The 20,139-nt window shown below is 66.9% G+C and carries 22 protein-coding genes; 4 read left to right on the forward strand and 18 right to left on the reverse strand.

What is annotated here, in order from left to right; all coding sequences use genetic code 11:
• Positions 1 to 16: 16 nt before the first annotated feature.
• The 11 genes from AC4FS2_RS12540 to AC4FS2_RS12590 all read right to left on the reverse strand — a co-directional run bounded on the left by AC4FS2_RS12540 (position 17) and on the right by AC4FS2_RS12590 (position 9,557).
• Entirely contained in the window at positions 17 to 421 is a 405-nt protein-coding gene (locus AC4FS2_RS12540; protein ID WP_491177828.1) for an aldo/keto reductase, read from the reverse strand.
• A gap of 90 nt (positions 422 to 511) precedes the next feature.
• Positions 512 to 916, reverse strand: a complete 405-nt coding sequence (locus AC4FS2_RS12545) for an ester cyclase (protein ID WP_491177414.1) — start codon at positions 914 to 916, stop codon at positions 512 to 514.
• A 62-nt stretch (positions 917 to 978) separates the two neighbouring features.
• Complete coding sequence (locus AC4FS2_RS12550) at positions 979 to 1,266, reverse strand: muconolactone Delta-isomerase (protein WP_491177416.1); 288 nt, start codon at positions 1,264 to 1,266, stop codon at positions 979 to 981.
• Entirely contained in the window at positions 1,263 to 2,066 is an 804-nt protein-coding gene (locus AC4FS2_RS12555) for a shikimate dehydrogenase family protein (RefSeq protein ID WP_491177418.1), read from the reverse strand. Before AC4FS2_RS12555 ends, AC4FS2_RS12550 begins: the two co-directional genes overlap by 4 nt.
• A 159-nt stretch (positions 2,067 to 2,225) precedes the next feature.
• The gene (locus AC4FS2_RS12560; RefSeq protein ID WP_491177420.1) at positions 2,226 to 3,233 is read right to left on the reverse strand and encodes a VOC family protein; all 1,008 of its coding nucleotides are present in this window, start codon (positions 3,231 to 3,233) and stop codon (positions 2,226 to 2,228) included.
• A gap of 162 nt (positions 3,234 to 3,395) precedes the next feature.
• Positions 3,396 to 4,175, reverse strand: coding sequence for an SDR family NAD(P)-dependent oxidoreductase (locus tag AC4FS2_RS12565; protein WP_484508101.1), 780 nt, complete (start codon positions 4,173 to 4,175; stop codon positions 3,396 to 3,398).
• A 35-nt stretch (positions 4,176 to 4,210) separates the two neighbouring features.
• Positions 4,211 to 5,557: an FAD-binding oxidoreductase gene (locus AC4FS2_RS12570; RefSeq protein WP_491177423.1), complete on the reverse strand. Its 1,347-nt coding sequence runs from the start codon at positions 5,555 to 5,557 to the stop codon at positions 4,211 to 4,213.
• A gap of 90 nt (positions 5,558 to 5,647) precedes the next feature.
• Complete coding sequence (locus tag AC4FS2_RS12575) at positions 5,648 to 6,412, reverse strand: GntR family transcriptional regulator (RefSeq protein ID WP_491177425.1); 765 nt, start codon at positions 6,410 to 6,412, stop codon at positions 5,648 to 5,650.
• A 65-nt stretch (positions 6,413 to 6,477) separates the two neighbouring features.
• On the reverse strand, positions 6,478 to 7,452 hold the full coding sequence (locus AC4FS2_RS12580; protein ID WP_491177427.1) for a cyclase family protein: 975 nt from the start codon (positions 7,450 to 7,452) through the stop codon (positions 6,478 to 6,480).
• The gene (gene iolM / locus AC4FS2_RS12585; protein ID WP_491177429.1) at positions 7,449 to 8,633 is read right to left on the reverse strand and encodes a scyllo-inosose 3-dehydrogenase; all 1,185 of its coding nucleotides are present in this window, start codon (positions 8,631 to 8,633) and stop codon (positions 7,449 to 7,451) included. The genes AC4FS2_RS12580 and iolM (AC4FS2_RS12585) overlap by 4 nt, the downstream gene beginning before the upstream one ends.
• Positions 8,634 to 8,810: 177 nt before the next feature.
• Positions 8,811 to 9,557: a GntR family transcriptional regulator gene (locus AC4FS2_RS12590; protein ID WP_491177431.1), complete on the reverse strand. Its 747-nt coding sequence runs from the start codon at positions 9,555 to 9,557 to the stop codon at positions 8,811 to 8,813.
• A gap of 53 nt (positions 9,558 to 9,610) precedes the next feature.
• Between AC4FS2_RS12590 and AC4FS2_RS12595 the strand changes: the two genes are divergently transcribed.
• From AC4FS2_RS12595 to iolM (AC4FS2_RS12605), 3 genes are all read left to right on the forward strand, one after another.
• Positions 9,611 to 10,381 (forward strand): SDR family NAD(P)-dependent oxidoreductase, encoded by a 771-nt coding sequence (locus tag AC4FS2_RS12595; RefSeq protein ID WP_491177433.1) that lies wholly within the window; start codon positions 9,611 to 9,613, stop codon positions 10,379 to 10,381.
• A gap of 118 nt (positions 10,382 to 10,499) precedes the next feature.
• Complete coding sequence (locus AC4FS2_RS12600; protein ID WP_491156463.1) at positions 10,500 to 11,240, forward strand: SDR family NAD(P)-dependent oxidoreductase; 741 nt, start codon at positions 10,500 to 10,502, stop codon at positions 11,238 to 11,240.
• 51 nt (positions 11,241 to 11,291) lie between these two features.
• Positions 11,292 to 12,458 (forward strand): scyllo-inosose 3-dehydrogenase, encoded by a 1,167-nt coding sequence (iolM, locus tag AC4FS2_RS12605; protein WP_491177435.1) that lies wholly within the window; start codon positions 11,292 to 11,294, stop codon positions 12,456 to 12,458.
• Between the two features lie 6 nt (positions 12,459 to 12,464).
• Here the strand turns inward: iolM (AC4FS2_RS12605) and AC4FS2_RS12610 are convergent, their stop codons facing one another.
• The 7 genes from AC4FS2_RS12610 to AC4FS2_RS12640 form a co-directional block, all read right to left on the reverse strand.
• Positions 12,465 to 13,220, reverse strand: coding sequence for an SDR family NAD(P)-dependent oxidoreductase (locus tag AC4FS2_RS12610; protein ID WP_491177437.1), 756 nt, complete (start codon positions 13,218 to 13,220; stop codon positions 12,465 to 12,467).
• A 94-nt stretch (positions 13,221 to 13,314) separates the two neighbouring features.
• Positions 13,315 to 13,728: an ester cyclase gene (locus tag AC4FS2_RS12615; RefSeq protein ID WP_491177439.1), complete on the reverse strand. Its 414-nt coding sequence runs from the start codon at positions 13,726 to 13,728 to the stop codon at positions 13,315 to 13,317.
• Positions 13,729 to 13,763: 35 nt separating this feature from the next.
• On the reverse strand, positions 13,764 to 14,927 hold the full coding sequence (locus AC4FS2_RS12620) for an agarase (RefSeq protein WP_491177441.1): 1,164 nt from the start codon (positions 14,925 to 14,927) through the stop codon (positions 13,764 to 13,766).
• Positions 14,924 to 15,514 (reverse strand): VOC family protein, encoded by a 591-nt coding sequence (locus AC4FS2_RS12625; protein WP_491177445.1) that lies wholly within the window; start codon positions 15,512 to 15,514, stop codon positions 14,924 to 14,926. The genes AC4FS2_RS12620 and AC4FS2_RS12625 overlap by 4 nt, the downstream gene beginning before the upstream one ends.
• A 47-nt stretch (positions 15,515 to 15,561) precedes the next feature.
• The gene (locus AC4FS2_RS12630; protein WP_491177447.1) at positions 15,562 to 17,094 is read right to left on the reverse strand and encodes a sugar ABC transporter ATP-binding protein; all 1,533 of its coding nucleotides are present in this window, start codon (positions 17,092 to 17,094) and stop codon (positions 15,562 to 15,564) included.
• 73 nt (positions 17,095 to 17,167) lie between these two features.
• Positions 17,168 to 18,277 (reverse strand): sugar ABC transporter substrate-binding protein, encoded by a 1,110-nt coding sequence (locus tag AC4FS2_RS12635; protein ID WP_491156453.1) that lies wholly within the window; start codon positions 18,275 to 18,277, stop codon positions 17,168 to 17,170.
• A 56-nt stretch (positions 18,278 to 18,333) separates the two neighbouring features.
• Positions 18,334 to 19,380, reverse strand: a complete 1,047-nt coding sequence (locus tag AC4FS2_RS12640; RefSeq protein WP_491177449.1) for an ABC transporter permease — start codon at positions 19,378 to 19,380, stop codon at positions 18,334 to 18,336.
• Positions 19,381 to 19,669: 289 nt separating this feature from the next.
• Between AC4FS2_RS12640 and AC4FS2_RS12645 the strand changes: the two genes are divergently transcribed.
• Positions 19,670 to 20,125 carry a VOC family protein gene (locus tag AC4FS2_RS12645; protein ID WP_491177451.1) on the forward strand — a complete coding sequence of 152 codons (456 nt, stop codon included), beginning with the start codon at positions 19,670 to 19,672 and terminating at the stop codon, positions 20,123 to 20,125.
• Positions 20,126 to 20,139 lie beyond the last annotated feature (14 nt).

Genomic DNA, 20,139 nt, shown 5'->3' on the forward strand with positions numbered 1-20,139 from the left:
GCGATCGCCGTCGAAGTCACGCCGTACTTGGCCGCGAGCGCATCCAGCGCCTCATTGAGCGGACCGTACTCCTCTCGATCGCCGAGGAAGACGCCGTTGAACAGGTCCTTCTGAAGGGCGGCCACGCCTGAATCGTGAGGTCGTTGCGCCGGCTGTAGTCCAGTAGGCCGTTGTCCCGATCGATCGATCGCCCGTTCATGTTGGCGGCCACGCCCGCCGCGACGAGCGGAGCGTGCGTGATGCTCAGCTGCACCCGGTTCGCCACGAGCGGTTGATCGACCGACCGCTTCAGAAGGTCGATCTGGCCGGACGTGTGGTTCGAGACGCCGAAGTACCGCACCCTGGCGGAGGCTTGCAGCTCGTCGAAGGCCGCTGCGATCTCGTCTGGTTCGGCCAGGACATCCGGCCGGTGCAGAAGCAGAAGATCGAGATACTCAGAGCGGGTCGATCCGCATCAAGGCGAGGAACACATTGGACGCGAGGATGTCCGTCTGCGGGAGCGCAATCATCTTCATGGGCGGTCCTCCCCCTCCAGCTGTTTCTTCAGCACGGCACCGTCGTGAATCGCAGACATGTGGCGGAACCTGCCGTTGCTGATGGTGTAGACCGCGAACTCGACGATCTCGAACCTCTTGTTACGGGGCACCACTCCCAGCCACTCCTTCGTAGGGGTGCCGGAGTTGATGAGGCGTGCGCCGAGACGATCGCCATCAACGATCAACTCCTGGGTTTCCCAATGAAAGTCCGGCACCGCGTCGGTGAGGGAGCGGAGGTTGGCGATCAGGATGGCGCGGGAGGCCGGCTCGCCCTGCTGCGATACATTCTCATGGGCGAACTCGTCCATGCGATCAAACTCGTGCGCGTTGAGCGCCTCGATGTACCGGGCGTAGAAGTCCCGCAGATTCACGTCAGTCATCATTTCCGCCTCGCTGTCGCCGTGGAAGATCGTCTTCTCCGCTCGCCGTCGCGGCGCACTTCTCAGGCCTGCTCGGCGGGGTGCTTCGCCAGCGGGTGGACGTCGATGTCCATCCACGGCCACAGGGGCAGAGAACTCAGCACGTCGTGGAGTGCGGTGGCATCCGCAATCGAATAGAGGCTCCAGTTCTCGCGCCTCCCCGGCACTCGCCAGACGCGGACGAGGGTGCCGGCCTGGCGGAGCTCGACTCCTCGCGCCAGCTCCGCCCGCCGCAGCTCTTCCTCCGTCGCCGCAGGCATGTCCGGCGGGAGCTGGATGCGGATGTGCACCAGGAACTCCACGCCGGTCATCCCGCCAGGAAATCGGCGATGGGCTGCATCTGGCCGATCAGCATGTGCCGACCCTCATGGACAGTCAATCCGCGAGCGGCCGCCACGGCCAGGAAGGGCGTCAGCTCGCCGGAGACGATGACGTCGGCCGCGACAGCATCCGCGGCGAATCGCTCCACGTCGAAGACGACGTCCTCTCCGGGCGTCATTCCCACGGACGTCGCATTGACGACCAGGTCCGCGTCGGCGGCCCGGGTTCCGCCGACGCTCACGTCCGCGAACCCCAGGCGATCGGAGAGCCGCTGCGCCAGGGCCTCCGCCTTGGCGGGCGTGCGGTTCTCGATGTCGAGCGACGCGATACCGGCGCCGACCAGGGCAGCGGCTACGGCACTGGCCGCACCACCCGCACCCATCAGCAAGACGGCGCGCCCGGCCGGGTCGATTCCCTGCTCTCGCAGTCCGGCCACGAAGCCCGCACCGTCGAACGTTTCCCCGACCAGCCTGCCGTCCTCCGTCCGCCGGATCGCATTGATGGCGCCGCTGATCACGGCGTCCGGACCCAGCTCGTCGCACAGCCCTGCAGCAGCTTGTTTGTGGGGAACGGTCACCACGGCGCCCGCCGTGCTCCGGGTGGCGCGCAGCATGTCCAGGAAGCCGGGAAGATGCGAGGCAGGTACGTGCGCGGGTACCGTGACGAGGTCGAGCCCTCGCTCCTGCCAGATCGCATTCTGGGCCTGCGGCGTACGCAGCTGGAAGACAGGGTCGGCGATCACGAACACTGTTCGCGTCGCCCCGCTGATCGGCATCGGACTGACCGTCATCTCATTTCCTCGTTTTCGTCTCTTCGGCGGATGGCACGGCGCCGCGCTGGCGTGGGATGACGGCGTCCGTATCGGCAGCGCGAGCGGCGTCGAGTGGTGAGGACCACTCGACGCCGGTCGCGTGAGATTCCGCCGCGGCGCGGCGCCAGGGACCTGGCGTCAGCTGATGCCCCGGATCGCGAAGGGGCTGGTCTCGAGGTCGCCATCGGGGTTGACCGCACCGGCGCGCCCGCCGGGGAAGAGCTCGTTGATGGAGTCGGGCACCGACCGGTTTCGGAACGCGTCCAGCGAACCCTGCTTGGCCAGCCAGCCGATCGGCTCCCAGTCGGGCATGTAGTTGCGGTAGCCGCCGGAGAAGAGCTCGATACGGAAGCCGGAAGGCTCCCGAACATAGAGGAAGGTGTTCTCACCCATGCCGTGCTTGCCGGGGCCGTACTCCACCGGGAAGCCCGCCTCGATGAGCACGTCAGCCGCGCGGTAGACATCCATCTCCTGGTCGAGCCAGTAGGCGACGTGATGGACCGCGCCGGACACTCCGGTCGTGTTGTGCAGGATGCCGAGGTTGTGAGCCTGCTCGGTGGTGCTGACCATCCCGAAGAACGGTGTCTCCGGCGACTCGTCCAACGCCGTGTACTCCATGTACCGGAAGTTGAGCTTGTCGCGGAACCAGGTCACGTCACGGAGAACGTCGTCGGTGCCGAAGGTCACGTGGTCGATGGAGCGAGCCGCCACTCCCAGGGGGGAGAACTTCTGGCGTCGGTTCGGGTAGGTCGAGCGCAGGTTCTCCGGAAGAGCGAGGGGCTTCAGATCCCAGAAGATCTCGTGTCCGTGCCCGCCCGGCGAGCGGAACTGGAACGCGCGGCCGCGCCCAAGGTTCTCCCCGATCCATGCCCCCTCGCGACCCTCGGCGGTGAGGACCTCGACGGCGTGCTCGAGGTCCTCGGCGCTGTCTGCGCGCCACCCGATGCGCAGGGCCTGCGCCTCGGGACCCTCGGTCAGCTGCAGGCTGTAGGGAAGGAAGTCACCCCAGGCGCGGAGGAAGATCCCCGCGTCGTTATGGGCGACCTCGGTCATTCCCAGCACGTTGACGTAGAAGTCCCGCGACTGCTGGAGCTGCGGCGTTGCCAACTCCACATATGCCAGCTGGGAAACCGTGCGGTTTGACATGGTGTTCTCCGTTCGATTGGTAAGGCGACTCGACTGCCCGACGGCGGATCTCCGTTGATGGGTGAGCGGCTCGGATACGACACATCGCTGCATCCAGACGAATCGCGTACGACTTGTATATTATAGGCCCTTGAATCCGCTATCCCAAGCAAATATGCAGTCTCAGTACATGACGAGCCCGGAAGAGACGTTCATGTCCTCACCCGTCACAGACGCGGAATCGTCCGAAGCCAGGAAGACAGCGGCATTGCCGACGTCCTCCGCCGGCGTGAACTGGCCGAGGGGAGACAGGCGGAGGAACTCCGCGTGGACCTCCTCGTACGTGATTCCTCGCGTCTCCGCCTGGCCTCGCAGCATCGCATCCATGCGCGGTCCGTCCGACCCGCTCGGGGAGATGAGGTTGGCGCGCAGACCGTAGGGACCGATCTCCCACGCGAGCGTGCGCACCAATCCCACCAGCCCGAGCTTTCCCGTGGTGTACGCGGTGCGACCGTGCAGCGGGCGCTTTCCCGACGGCGAGCCGATGATGATGATGTTTCCGCTGCGCCGCTCGATCATCGAAGGCAGAAAGGCCCGACAGGTAAGGAAGACCCCGCGGACATTGACGTCGAAGGTCTCGTCCCACTCGGCGGGGTCGATCTTCCACAGCTCCTTCATCGGGCCGGTAACACCGCTGTTGTTGACGAGGACGTCGACGTGGCCGAATCGATCGAGGGTCTGCCGGGCGAGATCGTCGATCTCGTCCTCGGAGCGAAGGTCGGTCGGCACGACGAACGCTTCCCCGCCCGCCGCTTCGATCTCCGCCTGGACGGCCTCCAGGTTCGCGCGAGTTCGCGCCGCGAGGACGCAGCGCGCGCCCTCGCGAGCGAGAGCCAGCGCGATGCCGCGGCCGATGCCCTGACCACCTCCAGTGATGACAGCGACTTTGTCCTTCAAACGCATGGAACCCTCGATTCAGACGTGGGGGAACGGGCAGGTCATCCGTGAGACAGGTCCGGCGAGGGCAGTCGCCCCATCCACGGGTGGAAGAGGCCGGCCGGATCGTACCGGTGACGGATCTCATCCAGGCGCGCCAGGTTCTCGTCCGAGACGAAGCGAGCCGGTCGACGACCGAGGTTCTCGTCAGCCAGCTGGATTCCGGTGGACAGGTGGGCCATCGCGCCGATCCGCTCCTCGGCCCACGTCGCATAGCGGTCGTCGTCCGCGGGATCGTCCCAGACCCCGTAGGCGGCGATGTATGTCTCGTCCTCGACGCTGAACGCCATGGAGGGACGCTCCGGCCAGTCCCCTCCCCAGTGGTTCCACATCATGGCGGAGGGGTAGGGCGGTAGCGTCCGGGCGATCTCCTTCATCCCCGGCAGCAGGTCGGCGGCGCGCGCGTGGGTCCACATGTTGTCGACCGCGTAGCGCGACCCGGCGGGATAGAACCCGCCGACGCCGGCGTACAGGTCGCCCAAAGAGGCTTCGGTGGCTGTCACGACCTCCAGCGCCCGCTCCCGCAGAGGACACTCGGCGACGAAGGCCAGCGCTGCGGCAGCCTCCTCCGCGGTGTCGACCAAGGCAGGAGCTGTGAGCGTGATCTCGGGCTCGCCGTTCTCCGCGCGGTGGATGAAGAGGGAGAGCTCGACCTCGCGGGCGAGCGTCGGGGCGACCTGCTGCACCCACGGGAACAGCTCGTCCGCGACGTCGAAGGGGAATCGCATCAGGCTGCTCGCGATGTAGCCGGGCGCCTTGTAGAGGCGGACATGGAACGCGACCACGACGCCGAAGAAGCCGGGCCCGGCCCCGCGGGCCGCCCAGAACAGGTCAGGATGCTGGTGCTCGTCGGCGTGTACGAGCTCGCCATCGGCGGTGACGACGTCGATCGCCTGAACGCTCATGCATGCCGGACCGTGGACGCGGCCGTTCCAGCCGAAGCCGCCCTGCAGAAGGTAGCCGCCGACGCCCACGTCGAGATCGTGGCCCCCCGGGAAGAAGAGCCCGTAGGGCTGGAGTGCGCCGGCGAGCCCCTTGAACCCGGGTCCGACCACGGCGGTCAGGGCCTCGGAATCCACCTCCAGCTGGTTCAGCCGTGAAACGTCGAGCAGCATGCCGCCGTCGCGGAGGTGATTGCCCGCCCAGCTGTGCCCGCCGGACTTGACGCCGATCAGCATCCCGCGGTCGACGGCGCGGCGCACGGCAGCCACGACATCGTCGGCACTCTCGGCGAGCACGATCTCGTCCGGGTATCGCGCCGGAGTGCGCCCATTCCAGACGGCGTTCCGTCTCGCCTCCTCGTAGGCGGAGTCTCCTTGCGCGAGCACCACTGGTTGCGTTTTTGCCATGTCCGTCATTGGGCACTCCGAGGGTTTTGGATATTTTAGAGATAAAATATGCGTTATCGAGGAAGTATAGACCCTGAAAGACGCGACACGTTAGGCCGACATTCTGACGAGAGGCTTCTCCTCCGGCGGGAGGCTTTCCCGAAGATCACGTGCGAATTGCTCGCGCTCTGTCGCGCCGCCGATCGCGCCCATCATGCGAGCCAACCGCATCCCGGCCTCGATGTGGTGGCGGGCGAGTTCGCGCGCGACCGCTTCGCCGTCGCCCGCCTTGGCCGCGTCCAGGATGGCGCGGTGCTCGGTGAAGCGTTCCTCCCAGAAGCGCGGTAGCCCGGTCGCAAACGCCCATCGGTAGCGGCGTACGCGGTCGATCAGGTCGGCGATGGCTCCGAGGAAGACCGGTCCTGCCGGTGCCACCAGCCCCAAGTGGAACGCGACGTGAGGGCGTTCCAATCTCTCGAAGTCGGCACTGCCGAGGTAGTGCGACATCTCGGCCATCAAGCCCTCCAGCCGTGCGAGATCGTCCATGTCCAGGCGCGGCACGGCAAGCCGCACCGCGGCCGATTCGAGCGCTATGCGAGCGATCTGGATCTCTCCGAAAGCGCTCATCGAGAGCTCGGGCACTTTTAACCGACCGTTCGGCAGCACCTCGAGGAGGCCTTCGGCCTGCACCATGCGCACGGCCTCCCGAAAGGGCGTGCGCCGGACACCGAGCAGTTCCATGACGGCGTCCTGCGAATGCAGGCTGCTTTCCCGCAGGCGACCCTTGAGAACTGCCTCCCGGAGACGGTCCCGCACCTCGGGAACCCCGACAGCACCCTGTTCGTCGACGACCGCCACCCCGCTCCCCGCTTTCATTCCGAGGTGTGGACCCACACCGCAGACGCCCTCAGATCCATTGCTACGCGCCGCACTCGTGCGGGTCAGAGAATGGCGACCGGTCCCGGAGGAGCACCGGCGGACCCCGTGAAGGCGAGGGGCGGCGCAGAGAAGAACACCTCGTATCGCCCCTCCTCCGCGCAGGCCTGTGACAGCCCCTCGAAGTCGAACATCTCACCCAGCGCCAGTCCCATGTAGACCAGTGCAGGGATATGGAAGGGCTGGAAGGCTCCGGGAAGCTCGTTGGGCCGGACTTCGACGCCCCACGTGTCGCTGGCGATCGCCGCGATCCCGTGCGAGGCGAGCCACGGCACGGTGTAGTAGCTGAGGCCCGGGGCGTCGCCACCTGCATACGTACCCCACCCCTCGGCACGGCCGCGCTTGAGCTTGCCCGTCCGCAGCAGGAGGATGTCGCCTTCGCGTATCTCGACGTTTCCGAAGTCCGCCGCCGCATCCAACTGGTCGGCGTCGATGGCGTGCCCGTCCTCGAGCCACTCGACCCCGAGTGTGGCGGGCAGATCGAGGAGCACCGCACGGCCGACCAGAGTCTCGCGCCAGAGTTCGGCCCCGCTGAACTGGGCTCCTCCCGAAGTGACCGTCGAAGCCGGGCGGCCGTTGTACATGCGACCATCGTGGAAGATGTGCGACAAGACGTCCCAGTGGGTGGCCGACTGCAGCGGCATCACGATGACATCGTCGGCGAATCCGAACCCATGTGGCAGCGGCTCCCCCGCCAGGCGTTGCAGTCCTTCGGCATGATCGGTGCCTGTCGCCGAGGAGTACCGCAGGCAGTTGGTTCGGCCCAGCACCCCGGTCTGCGGTCCGTTCTGGTCGAACGGCAAGCCCAGCCCGACGACACGACCTGCGCGCACAGCATGAGCGGCGCCTCGCACGATCGATGGGGTGATGAGGTTGACTGCTCCGAGCTCGTCCTCGACACCCCAGCGGCCCCAGTTCGAGTACTTCGCGATGTACTCCTCGATGGCCTCGGTCGTGACCAGCGGCGTGCCCGCACTCATGCGGACACCGCCCTTTCGTAGTCCTCGACGTGCGGGTAGATGAGGATCTTCGCGTCCTGGCCCTTGAGCGCTCGCTCCATCGCGCCAAGTCCGTCGTCCAGGGGAAAGCGCGCCGTGACCATGCTGGTCAGGTCGAGCTTTCCCGCGGCGTGCAGAGCGATGACCGCAGGGAACCCACCCCCGAGGTGCCCCAGAGTGAAGTGCATGGACGCTGCCCGGAACATCAGCTTGATCGTGTCCACTTCGACCGGTGCCATGTTCGCTCCAACGGAGACGATCTTGCCGCCTACCGCGATGACCGGAACGATCTGCGGAATCACGAGTCGACCTACGCCCGTCGCATCCACCGCCATGTCGACGCCCGCACCACGGGTCACTTCGAGCAGCCACTCCTCCGTCCGCGCGGTGGTCGGGTCGAAAGTCTCCGTCGCGCCGAGCGCGGAGGCGATCTCACGTTTGGAGGGGACCGGGTCGATCGAAAGCACGCGGCCCGCTCCCAGTGCGTTCGCCAGAGCGACCGCGGCGAGCCCGATCGGACCGGCGCCGAAGACCGCGACGGTGTCGCCGGGACGGAATCCCCCGGCGCGGTTGACCATCCCGTTGTACGCGACGCTGGCCGGCTCGACCAGGGCGCCGATGTCGGCCGCCTTGCGCTCGCCGAAACGCTCCGCGACATCGGTCAACGGCCAGCAATGCCGTTCGTGCGCGACGGACATCGTGGCCGTACCGCCGTCGAGCGTGAAGCCGCGGTCCCACAGGTTCTCGCAGGCGGCCTTGAGACCCCGCAGGCACGCGCGGCAGGTTCCGCACTCCACCTGGGCCTCCACGGCGACGAGATCGCCGGGCTTGACGCGGGTCACTTGGCTTCCGACCTCGACCACAACGCCGGAGTTCTCGTGTCCGAGGGCCACAGGAACGCGGAACGGCGCCGGAAGGTCCATGTAGCCGTCCGCGTCAGAGATCACCATATGAAGGTCGCTTCCACAGATTCCGCTGGCGACATTGCGGATCAGGACGTCATGGTCCCCCGCGAGTACGGCGTCCGGGCGCTCGGCAACCGCCAGGCTCGGGTTATGAAGCACCTGGTTGGCCAGCCGCACACGACCGGTTCGTTCCTCCGTAGCGGTGACTCGGTAGCCCTCCTTGGGCTTCCAATCCGCGGATACCACAAGACCTCTCATGCGCCATTGCCCTCTCGTGAGCCTGAATATCCTGAACACCGTACCGCGTTCATCAGGCAAGAAAGTATACAACGGGCTGAATTGGCGAACAAACACCGCGACGCTGTCTGGCCGCGCCCCAACGCGAGCGGCGCCCCGGCCAGTCAGCGCGGGGCGTCACGGAGGACGGCCGTCCGCCTAGCGAAGCTTCAGGACATCCGACCGGACACTCGGCGCAAGGCTGGCCATAACAGCCTCTTCGAATTTGTCCCGACCGGTCGCGCCGTCGGAGGCCTGCGTCAGGTCAGCGAGCAACAACCCCGCTCTCAGGTAGTGCCGAACGAGCTGCGCGACGGCAGCTTCGACGTCCCCGGCGATCGCGGCATCCAGAATCGCCCGATGCTCCGCGGTCCGATTCACCCAGTCGTCGCGCAACTCCACCGCGTGAGCCCACCGATAGCGCCGCACGCGGTCGCTGAGTTCGCCGATCTTCGAGACGATCGTCGAACCAGCGTCGACGATGAGCCCGTGATGGAACTCCAGGTGCGGAGTCTCCACCCGATCGAAGTGATCCGAACTCAAGTAGTGCGACATCTGGGCCATGTATCCCTCGAGGTGCGCAAGATCCTCAGGCCTGAGCTTCGGGATCGACAGCCGGAGGGCCGCTGACTCGAGGGCGATTCGGGCGACCTGCACCTGGGTGAAATCATCCATCGAGAGCTCGGGTATGCGGAGCCTCCCGTTCGGAAGCATCTCGATGAGCTGTTCGACCTGAACCATGCGCAGGGCTTCGCGGAACGGCGTCCGGCCTACGTCGAGGAGTTTTCGCACCTCGTCCTGTGCGTACACCGCGCCCGGCCGCAGCTCCGTGCGCAGCACCGCCTGCCGGAGTTGGTTCCGCGCCTCCGTGACACCCACCGCCCGATCATCGGATTCGACAGCCATAGGCACGGTCACCTCCCGCTCTCTGCACCGGTCCAAGCAAACATATGACCAGTATGCCAGCGCAGGCGAGGAATATCAGGGAGGCTTCTGTCGACGGCACCAGTCCGGGTGCACGTACGATGTCGCCCATGACGACGATGCTCATCACCGGAGCCAACCGGGGACTCGGCCGCGAAGCCGCCCGACGCCTGATCGACCTCGGACACGATGTGTGGGTGGCCGCCCGCGATTCCGAGCGCGGCCGCGAGGCGGCCGATGCGATCGGCGCCCGCTTCGTGCGCCTTGACGTCACAGACGACGAGAGTGTGAACGCAGCGGTCCAGACGGTGCGCGAGGCAGGCACCGGGCTCGATGTCCTCGTCAACAACGCCGGCATCTTCGGGCGATCGGTCGCCGTCGAGGACACGACGGGCGATGACGTCGAGGAGGTGATGCGCACGAATGTTGCGGGCGTGGTCCGCGTTACCAACGCGTTTCTTCCCCTCCTGCGCCACAGCGCGGCGCCTGTCATCGTCAATGTCGCCAGTGGGCAGGGATCGATCGTTCTGACCAGCGACCCCACCCGCGACGAGAACGCGAGCAACAATGTGACGTACGCGCCGAGCAAATCGGCGGTTGTCATGCTCACGACGCAATATGCGCGCGCGCTCCCCGGGGTACGGGTCAATGTCATCGACCCGGGCTACACAGCCACCGATCTCAACGATCACAGCGGCCCGCAGACCGTCAGAGAGGGCACCGACGCGATCGTCGCCATGGCCACCATCGGCCCGGGTGGCCCGACTGGGACTTTCACGGACCGCCACGGACCCGTCCCCTGGTAGCGGCGCGCGCGCGGCGGACTCGCTTCGCGCGGCTACCGGGATGCGAACACCGAGTAGATATACTTACCACCTTGTGGCATATTGCTGACGAATCGATCGATGCGCGAAGGAGCACGCGATGCAGGGCAGAGTTGTCGCCGTGACCGGCGCCGCATCCGGACTTGGAGCCGCGTGCGCGCACCTGCTCGCCGAGCGCGGGGCCACCGTGATCGGCATCGACCGTCAGGCCGCCCCACCGCCGGCCGGCGGGAGTTGGGCACTCCTGGACCTCGCCGAGGTGGAATCGATCGAGCCGGCGTTGAACGAAGCCGTCGCCGTCCACGGCCGCCTGGACGGCCTGGTCAACGCCGCCGGCGTCATGCACACCGAGCGCTTCGACCGGATCACCCCCGACGCCTTCGATCGGGTCTTCGCCGTCAACATCCGCGCCGCGTTCTTCCTCCTCCAGGCCGCGGCCGCGCAGATGGCTCACTCCGGCGGCGGAAGCGCCGTGCTGTTCTCGTCCACAGCGGGTCGCGTGGGACGCCCTCTGGCCGCCCACTACGCGGCCTCGAAAGCGGCGATCGTCTCCCTCGTGAGGTCGACGTCCGTGGCACTCGCGGAATCCGGAATCAGGGTGAACTGCGTCTCGCCGGGGCTCGTGGAGACCCCCATGCTTCAGGGTATCCGCGTCGCCCGCACCGCCCAGGGGGCCGCGTCACCGGACGCCGTCCGGCAGGAATGGGAGAGCCGGATCCCGCTCGGGCGCCTGGGCTCCCCCGCCGAGGTTGCCGAGGTCGTCGCCTTCCTGATCTCGGACGCCTCCGCCTATGTCACCGGTGAAGACCTCGGGATCCACGGCGGACTTCAAGGGTCCTGAGCCCGACAACACCGACCCGATCACGAACGCGAACCGAGAGAGGACCGGCTGATGCGCGGACTGATTCTGACAGCACAGTGGAGGCCCCGCGAGGGCTACGACGTCACCGCCGCTGAGGAGAGCTCCCATCGGGCCCGCCACGGCAATCAGGTGTGGTTCAACCCGCAGATGGCGGTGGGGGAACGGCCCGACGCCGTCATCAGGGATGAGCACGACGTCCTTATCCGCAACCGCGTCTGCGGGATCTGCGGGTCGGACGTGCACATGTACATCCCCGACCAGGACGGCTACCTGAACCACCCGGCGCAGTCCCGGACGCCCATCGCGATCGGCCACGAATATTCCGGCGAGGTCATCGCCGTCGGCAGCGCGGTCACACGCGTCAAACCCGGCGATCTCGTGGCCGTCGAGGCGCAGGTGAACTGCGGACGCTGCCGGCCGTGCCTGCGCGGCATCCCCAGCAGTTGCGACAACATCGAGGACCGCGGCATCACCCTCGATGGGGGAACAGCGACCATGTCCGTCGCCGAGGAACGCTATTGCTGGCCTCTCACCGCGGTGGCCGAACGTTACGGAGAGGCCTTCGCACTGGACGTCGGCGCGCTGACGGAACCCGGCGCGGTGGTGTACAACGGCATGATCTCCCGCGCCGGGGGATTCCTCCCGGGTGACACCGTCGCCGTGTTCGGCTGCGGTCCCATCGGGCTCGCGGCGGTCGGGCTGGCGGGCGCGCTGGGCGCGGGGAGAGTTCTCGCTCTCGAGCCCGAGCAGGTCAAACGCGACATCGCCACCCGACTGGGCGCCTCGGCGACGTTCGACCCCACGACCGGCGACGCCGCGTCCTGGCTGATGGACCAGACGGGCGGGATCGGCGTCGACATGGTCGTGGATGCCAGCGGCGCCGGGTCGCGCGTCATGCCGGCGATCTTCGCCTCCATCGCCGTGGGCGCCAAGATCGTCGTCCTCGGCGTCAACGGCGCGCCGTTTCCGATGGACACCAATCCCCTGATGTTCCGCTCCGCGTCGATGCACGGCGCCGTGGCCCACCTCGGCGGCGGTTACCCCGCGGTGATCGCCCTGCACGCCGCCGGACGACTGGACTTGACGCCGATGATCACCGGGCGGTTCGCCCTGGAGGACGCGGTCGCGGCCATGGACCGCGCCGCGACCGGGCGCGACGCCAAGCTGTTCATCCACCCGCAGGGGCTGCCCGCGTAGCGGACCTCAGATGTGGAAGCCGCCGGCGATGTCCAGGACGCTGCCGCTGATATAGCCGATGCCGGGGCTGACCAGGAAGCACACGGTCGAGGTGACCTCGTCCAGCTCGGCGATGCGCCGGATGGCGTGGTAGTCCATCATCGTCGATGGCACGTTGTGTGCGGCATCCGCGGCCATGTCGGTGGGCATGACGCCCGGCTGCACGACGTTCACGGTGATGTTGCGCGGGCCGAGGTCACGCGCGACGCCTTTGGCGTACCCGGCGATGGCGGCCTTACTGCCGGCATAGTCGGCGACCCCCGTGAAGGCCACACGGCTGGCGATGGCCGAACCGATGAAGACGATCCGGCCGCCGTCGGCGATCACGCGGGAGGCGGCGCGCGTGACGGCCACGACTCCGAGCACATTGGTGTGCCAGAGGTGGTCCAGGTCCTTCCCCCGCAGCTGCGGGTCGTCCACCTTCTGCCCCTGGACGGTGATGGCGGCGTTGTTGATGAGGATGTCGAGCCGCCCGAAGTGGGAGATCACCGCGTCCACCAGCGGCCCCGCGGCGGTCAGGTCCGCCTGGTCGCTCTGGATGGCGATCGCTCGGCGGCCGAGCGCTTCGACGAGCCGCACGACATCGCCGGCCTTCTCGGCCGAAGCCACGTAACTGATCGCCACATCGGCCCCGCGCTCGGCGAGCGCGACGGCCGTGGCCGCTCCGAGGCCCCGGGCTCCGCCCGTCACCAGCGCGACTTTTCCACTCAGTTCATCGGTCATGAGATTCCTTTGCTTGGTTGCTTGGTTTCTTCGTTGCTTATTGGTTGGTGCGCCGCCGGACCAGGCGGCAGCGATCCGAGGGAGGAGAAGTACGTCAGGGGGCCAGTTGGGTGAGCAGCGTCTCCGCATCGTGCATCGACGAAAGGTGGAGGAATCTCCCGTCTCGGACCGTGTACACGGCGAACTCCACGATCTCGAACGACCTGCCTGTGGGCTCCGCCCCGAGCCACGTCTTCGTCGGGGTACCCGTATTGACCAGGCGCACGGCCAGGCGTTCGCCGTCGACCGCGATCTCCTGGATGACCCAGTGCATGTCGGGAACCGCGTCGAGGATGCTGCTGAGCTGCTCCACGACTGCCTCTCGCGTGCTCGGCTCACCGTGAAGGGTGATGCGCTCGTGCACGAATTCGTCCATGCGATGCGCCTCGTGCGCATTGAGGACTGTGATGTAGCGGTGATAGAAGTTCCGAAGGTCGTCGGCGACCATGATGTCCTTTCCGGGGGCCACGGCGCCCGCCGGCTCAATGGGGAGCTACGAGAGCGTCAGTTTCGAACCGGGTTTCGCGGGGGTCGGCGTTGCGGGCTGTGGCCGAAAACACGGCCGGCGACCGTGCCGTTGAAGGCGGCGATCGGTTCCACGAGCTCCGTGTACGGCTCGTCATCCGGACTCTTCAGCCCCCAGCCACGGCTGTAGTTCTCCGAATAGGAGCACCAGTGCCAGCCGATGAGCCACGGCTCGTCGATCACCGCCTCGAAGGCCGCGATGTAGTCGTCGGCGCGGGCGTGCTGATCGGCGAGGCCGCTCGCGCGCTGCGGATTGTGCTCGGTGGCGCACCAATTGCCGATGTCGGCGATGACGACGGGCTTGCCGGTTCGCTCATGCCACCGGGCCAGGTCGTCGCGCATCCGCGTGCGACCGTCATCATCGCCATCCGGGAAATACTGCACGGAGAGCACATCCACGTACGGGGCCATGGCATCGAGCACGACATCGGGGATGCCGACGTTGCCGTTGTATCGGTCTCCGAGGATCAGATGGTGCGGATCGTATGCGCGGATGACGTCGTGGATGCTCTGGTAGTACCGCTCGGCCACGGCCGCGAGTGCGCTCGCGTCCCCCGGCTGCACCCCGGGGAAGTAGGCGCCGGTGGCATGCGACCTCCACGCGGGGATGTCGACGAAGAAGTAGCCGATCAGGAGCGGATCGTCGGCGTGGTCGGCGACGAGAGATCTACCGATGTAGTCGCACCACTGCTCCCATTCCTGGGAGAAGACGTCGGGAAAGGCCGGATGCATGTTCCACTCCTCGAATGCGGCGACAGGCAACGCGATGCAGTACGGCATACCCGCGGAGGCGAAGTCCGCGCGCGCCCATTGCGAGGCATGCCTGGCATCGTAGGGGGCGTCATAGTCGTTGACCTTCACTTCCCCCAACGCCACGCATTCCGTCGTCCAACCGATGGTGTTGAAGCCCCAGGCCGTCAGATCGGGCACGACGCCCTGCGTGATCCACGAGGCACGCGAACCGTACCGCCGCCGCCAGACATCGATGTTGGTCAGGTACTTGAGGTTCGTCTCATCCGCATGGTTGACCCCGAGGCTGAAGAACGGCTCCCCCGCCGGGTCCGTGAATGCCCAACGGCCGTCGATGTCCGTTACGCCGAAAAACCCGCTTGCCTCCGGGCGCATGTCTGCCACGGCGGTCACAGATTCGTGTTCGCGAGCGTCTCCTGCAGCTCGCGGGGTGCGGGACGCAACGGGTCCTGCCCGTCCCAGCTGCCGGCAGCGACGGCCAGGGACGACCAGAACTCGTCGAACATCGGAAAGGGGCGGTGGACCTCGATGGTGTGACCGAGAAGCGGTGCGTCGAACAGAAGCGAGTCGTGCGGCCCATTGGACGCTTCGAACAGCAACGGCAGCCCCATCGCTTCCAAACGCGCCCGTTCGGCGTCCAGATCATCCGTCACGTATGCGACGTGGTTGATACCGTTCGTGCGCTGGTAGGAGGCACCCAGTGCATCCGCGGGCTCGAGCCTGTGCACCTCCTGCAGTTCGACGGCCACGTCGCCCCACTGGCCGAAGGCGGCCGAGTGTTCCCAGATGATCGGGCCGTTCGCGTTGCGGAGCACAGGGATGCGAATGTCGGCCATCAGGAAGAACGGCCCCGCACCCGCGGTGGTCATCAAGAAGTCCACCGCCTGCGGGATGTTCTCGACCGCATACCCGATGTGGTGGACGGGGCGACCGAGGATGCTGCGGCCCTCGGCCTTGTCGAGCGCGGTGGCGGACGTCACGGCGGTACTCCGTTTCACGGTTGATGCGGGCGGTGCGAGGTGGACCATCATGGCGCTGATACCGGGCCCTCGTGATCGGACGCCGCCGAAATGAGCTGAGGCGTGTCGGGGTCTCCGACGTCGCCGACGTTGATGGCTTCCATGAGGACGCTCTCGGACAGGCGATGCCCCTCGATCTCGCCGACCACCCTGCCTCCGAAGAACACGAGCACGCGGTCGCACACCGCTGCCATCTCCTCCAGGTCGCTCGAGGTGTAGAGAACCACCTTGTGACTGGCGGCCATCTGGGCGATGACCGCGTGCATCTCTTCTTTGGCGCCCACGTCCACGCCGCGCGACGGGTCGTCCAGGAGGATGACCGAGGGATCGGCCTCCAGCCATTTGGCGAAGACCACTTTCTGCTGGTTCCCGCCGGACAGCGAGCCAGCCGGCTGGTCCGGTGTGGCCATCGCGATACTGAGGGTCTTGTGCCAATGGTCGGCCCTGCTCCGCATCGCCCGTCGACCGAGGATGACTCCCATCCGCTTGAGCGGGCCGCCGCGGACCGTGCTGATGTTCTCGGCGATAGACACGTCCAACATGAGGCCGAGTCGCTTTCGATCTGCCGGGATGTAAGCAATGCCGGCCTTGACCGCGCGGTTCATCGTTCGCGGCCACCCCCCGCCGCCGGGCAGCGTGATCCGGCCCTGGCTAGGGCGCTGCAGCGCGAAGACGACATCGAGCACGGCGCGGGCGCCGGACCCCTCGAGGCCCGCGAGGCCGACCACTTCGCCCGGCCTCGCGACGAGGTCGATCGGCTCGAGGACGCCCTTGACGGCCACACCCTCGAGGACGAGCGGTTCGGCCGACTCCGAGGCGCCGCTGAAGGGCGCCGAGTCCGCCGATCGACGCTCCTCGGTGGCCGTCTCTCCGAGCATCGCCTGCACCGTCTGTGAAATCGTCATGTCGGTCCGCAGTCGACGCGCGACGACCACCTCCCCCGATCGCAGGATCGTGATCCGGTCGGCGACAGCGAAGACGTCCTCGAGGAAGTGGGAGACGTAGACGACGGCTACGCCACGATCCCGCAGGTTGCGGACCACACCGAGGAGACGCTCGGTTTCGGCGGCTTGTAGAGCCGACGTCGGCTCATCGAGAATCAGGATCTTCGGATCCTCCAGCAGTGCACGCGCAATCTCCACGAGCTGCTGTTCGCCCAGGCGCAGGGTGCCCAGTGGGCGGCTGACGTCCACGTCCAGACCGATGTCCTCCAGCACGGGAGCTGCGGCGCGGCGCATCGCCCGGCGGTCGATGGAGATGCCACCGGCGAGCGGCTCCCGACCCAGGAAGAGGTTCTGGAGCACGTCGAGGTGCGGGAAGAGCGTCAGCTCCTGCGACACGATCGCGACGCCGCGGCGGGCCGCGTCGCGAGTGTTCGAGAAGCTCACCGGCTCGCCGTACAACTCGAGCGCGCCCTCGTCGGGGTGGGCCGCCCCCACGAGCACCTTGATGAGCGTCGACTTGCCCGCCCCGTTGGCACCGAGGAGGGCGTGCACCTCGCCGGGGACGATATCGAAATCGACGCCAGCGAGGGCCTTCACTCCACCGTAGGTCCTGTGTAGATCTCTGACCGTGTACATGAGGTCCTCGCTGACGTCGCTTCTATGATTCCGATTACTTCCAGGCGTCCGCGATCGGAGCAGCCTCGGGCATTCCGTCGGCGAACAGCTCGTCCACCAGCGGCTGGTAGAAGGTCGCCGGATCGTTCTCGCGGACCTCGATCTCATCCGCGTTGGCCGGGGTGAACAGCGAGCCACCGGTCGAGACGAATCCTTCCGGAAGCTCCTCGCCGCGGGCGGCCATCGTCAGCATGCGCGCGGTGGTGTAGCCCATGAGCCAAGTATTGGCCGACTGCACAGCGGTGATCAGGCCGTCCTGCAGGCCCGCCACCCCCTCGGGGGTGAGTTCCATGGCGCCGAGAGCGAATTCGTATCCGCGCTCCTTCTTGAGGCGGTACAGGCTCTGGCCATCGGGCTCGCAGGTGCCGGCGGCGAGGATGGCGTCGGGTTCGGCCGTCAGGGCGGATGACCACCGGTCCTGGTTCTCCTTCACCGAGGGGGCGGTGACGACCGTCACGACGTTGGCGTTGGGCAGCAGCTCCTCGACGGCGTCGACGAAGCCCGCCAACCGCAGCGCGACGGTGCCGGTCGTGTCGGCCGTGCACGGTCCGAGAAGCACGGTCCCGGTGCTGGACTCCGGAAGCCCCGCCTCCTTGATGGTCGCCTCCATGAGGGCCTTCGACTGGCCGCGGTCGTTGTAGCCCACCGTCGTCGTGACGGCGGCGTCGGCGGCGTCCTCCTCCGCGGAGGTGGGGCGCTCACTGAACGCGATCACCTTGCCGTCCATCTGCTCGACGGCGTCCTTCATCGTGCGCACCCACAGGTCGGGGGGCTGCGGAGTGAAGCCGATCGCATCCGGCTGAGTGGCGAGGAGATCGCGGATCTGCTTCTGGGCGACCTCGGCGTCGTAGGCGGGTGGTCCGGTGACCGTCAGATCGACGTTGCCGTCTTCCGCGGCGAAGTCCTTCGCCCCCTGCATCTCCTCCTGGTAGTACTTCGCGGCGGTGTGCAGCACCGTCATGGCGACGATGACTTCCCCGTCGCCTCCGCCCGAGCCGGCGTCCGATCCACTGTCGCTGGCGCAGCCGGCGAGGCCGACAGTGAGCGTGACGGCGGCAAGGCCCGCGAGAGTGCGCGTCGTCCTACCGAGGCTGTTCGTATTCATGCGTCTGAGTTCTCCTTTGACTCGTTCTTGCGTGATTGGGGGAAGTCGTGTGGTGTTCAGCGGCGCCGGGCGTCCCGGCGACGCCGGAGCACCGCATCCGAGCAGACGGCGATGACCACCACGGCGCCTGTGACGAAGCTCGTCCAGTTCGGGTCGACGCGGAAGAAGACCATGCCACTGTTGATCACCGCGACGATCAGTGCTCCGATGAGGGCTCCGGGCACCGTGCCGGTGCCGCCGCTGATCGCCGTTCCACCGATGATGGCCGCCGCGATGACCTGCATCTCGAAGCCCACCCCGACAGAGGGGTCGGCGCCCTGGTAGTACGCCAGGCTCAGGACGCCGGCGACCCCGGCGAGACCACCGGTGAGCATGAGCGCGTACAGCCGGATGCGCCGGGTAGGGATTCCGGAGAACTCCGCCGCCGGGTAGTTCGATCCGCTGGCTCGAACCATGGCGCCGAAGCGCGTCTTCTTGAAGATGAAGGTGAGGATGATCCCGAGGATGAGCGCCGCCCACGCCGCAGCGGGCAGTCCCAGCACGTTCTCTCCGAGCACGCTGAAAAAACTCGCATCCAGGGGCAGGCCGGTGGCGGGGCTTCCTCCCGTGATCACCTGGACGAGACCGCGATACGCCGTGAACGTGCCCAGCGTGATGATGATCACCGGCACGCGGAAGATGTTCGCGAGGAGGCCGTTGATCGCGCCCAGACCGATGGCCACCACAATGGCGAGTCCCGCCGCGATCCACGGGTCGATCGAAGTCATCCACTCGGCCGCGAGGATGATCGCCACGGCGTATGTGCCGCCGACGGAGAGGTCGATCTCGGTCATCGCCAGCAGGAACACCATCCCATAGGCGGTGATCGCGACCAGGCACGCGGTGCGCAGCGTGGCCAGCAGCACGTCTTCGTCGAGGAAGCGGGGTTGGAATGCGCCGATGATCACGACCAGCGCCACGAGTGCCAGGAGCGGACCGAGCTCGTCGAACGACAGGAGGCGGCGCAGGGTGGTCTGCTGTCGGCCACTGCCGAACGGGGCGTCAGTGCGGACAGTCGGCAGCGTGTCCGTTGGCGCCGCGGTAGTACCTCGAGTCTGATCCATCTCTCCCTCGAATCTCGTACGCCGTTGTCACGAGCGGTTCCCACTCACGATCGCCATAGTATACGAATAGGGCCGAAGTCGTCAAAGTGATTTGGATATACCCATACGGGCGGTAACCGATCTAGGCTTCCCGGTATCCGACGACGCTCTTCGGTGCACCCCCGACGACGAAAGTGATTCTCACATGCATAACCATTCTGATCGCGATGGCGCGGTTGGCGGCGGCTCCAGCGGAGCCGTAGGCGAGGCGGCAGGGGGCGACAGTGGCGTTTCCGTCTTCCATATCGGCATGACCGTGAAAGACCTGGACCACGCGATCGAATTCTTCGCCTACGGATTTGGGATGGAGGTCGTTCATACCCAGGTACAGGACAACCCGTACTCGCGCCTTCTCGTCGGCGAGCCGGAAGCTCGCTTCCGCATCGCGCAGTTGCGGTTCACGGATGGCGCCAGGCCGCAGAGCGGACACGTGCTCGAGCTCATCTCCTATGACTCGCCCGAACTGGAAGAGCTCACGTTGCGCAACCCGCAACCGGGGGCGATGCACCTGGCTTTCCTCGTGCCGGACATCGGCCCCGTCTTCGCCCGGATCACCGAGCGGGGCGCCGTTCCGCTGTCGGAGCCGGTCGCGATCACTGCCGGGATCAATGCCGGCGGCTGGGCGTGCTACCTGAAGGGCCCCGATGGCATCACCATCGAACTCCTGCAGCGCCCATCCGCCGGGGCCGTGATCGGCGCGGTCTGAGGCGGGCGGGTGAC

It is taken from the genome of Microbacterium sp. Z10_103 (assembly GCF_058310455.1).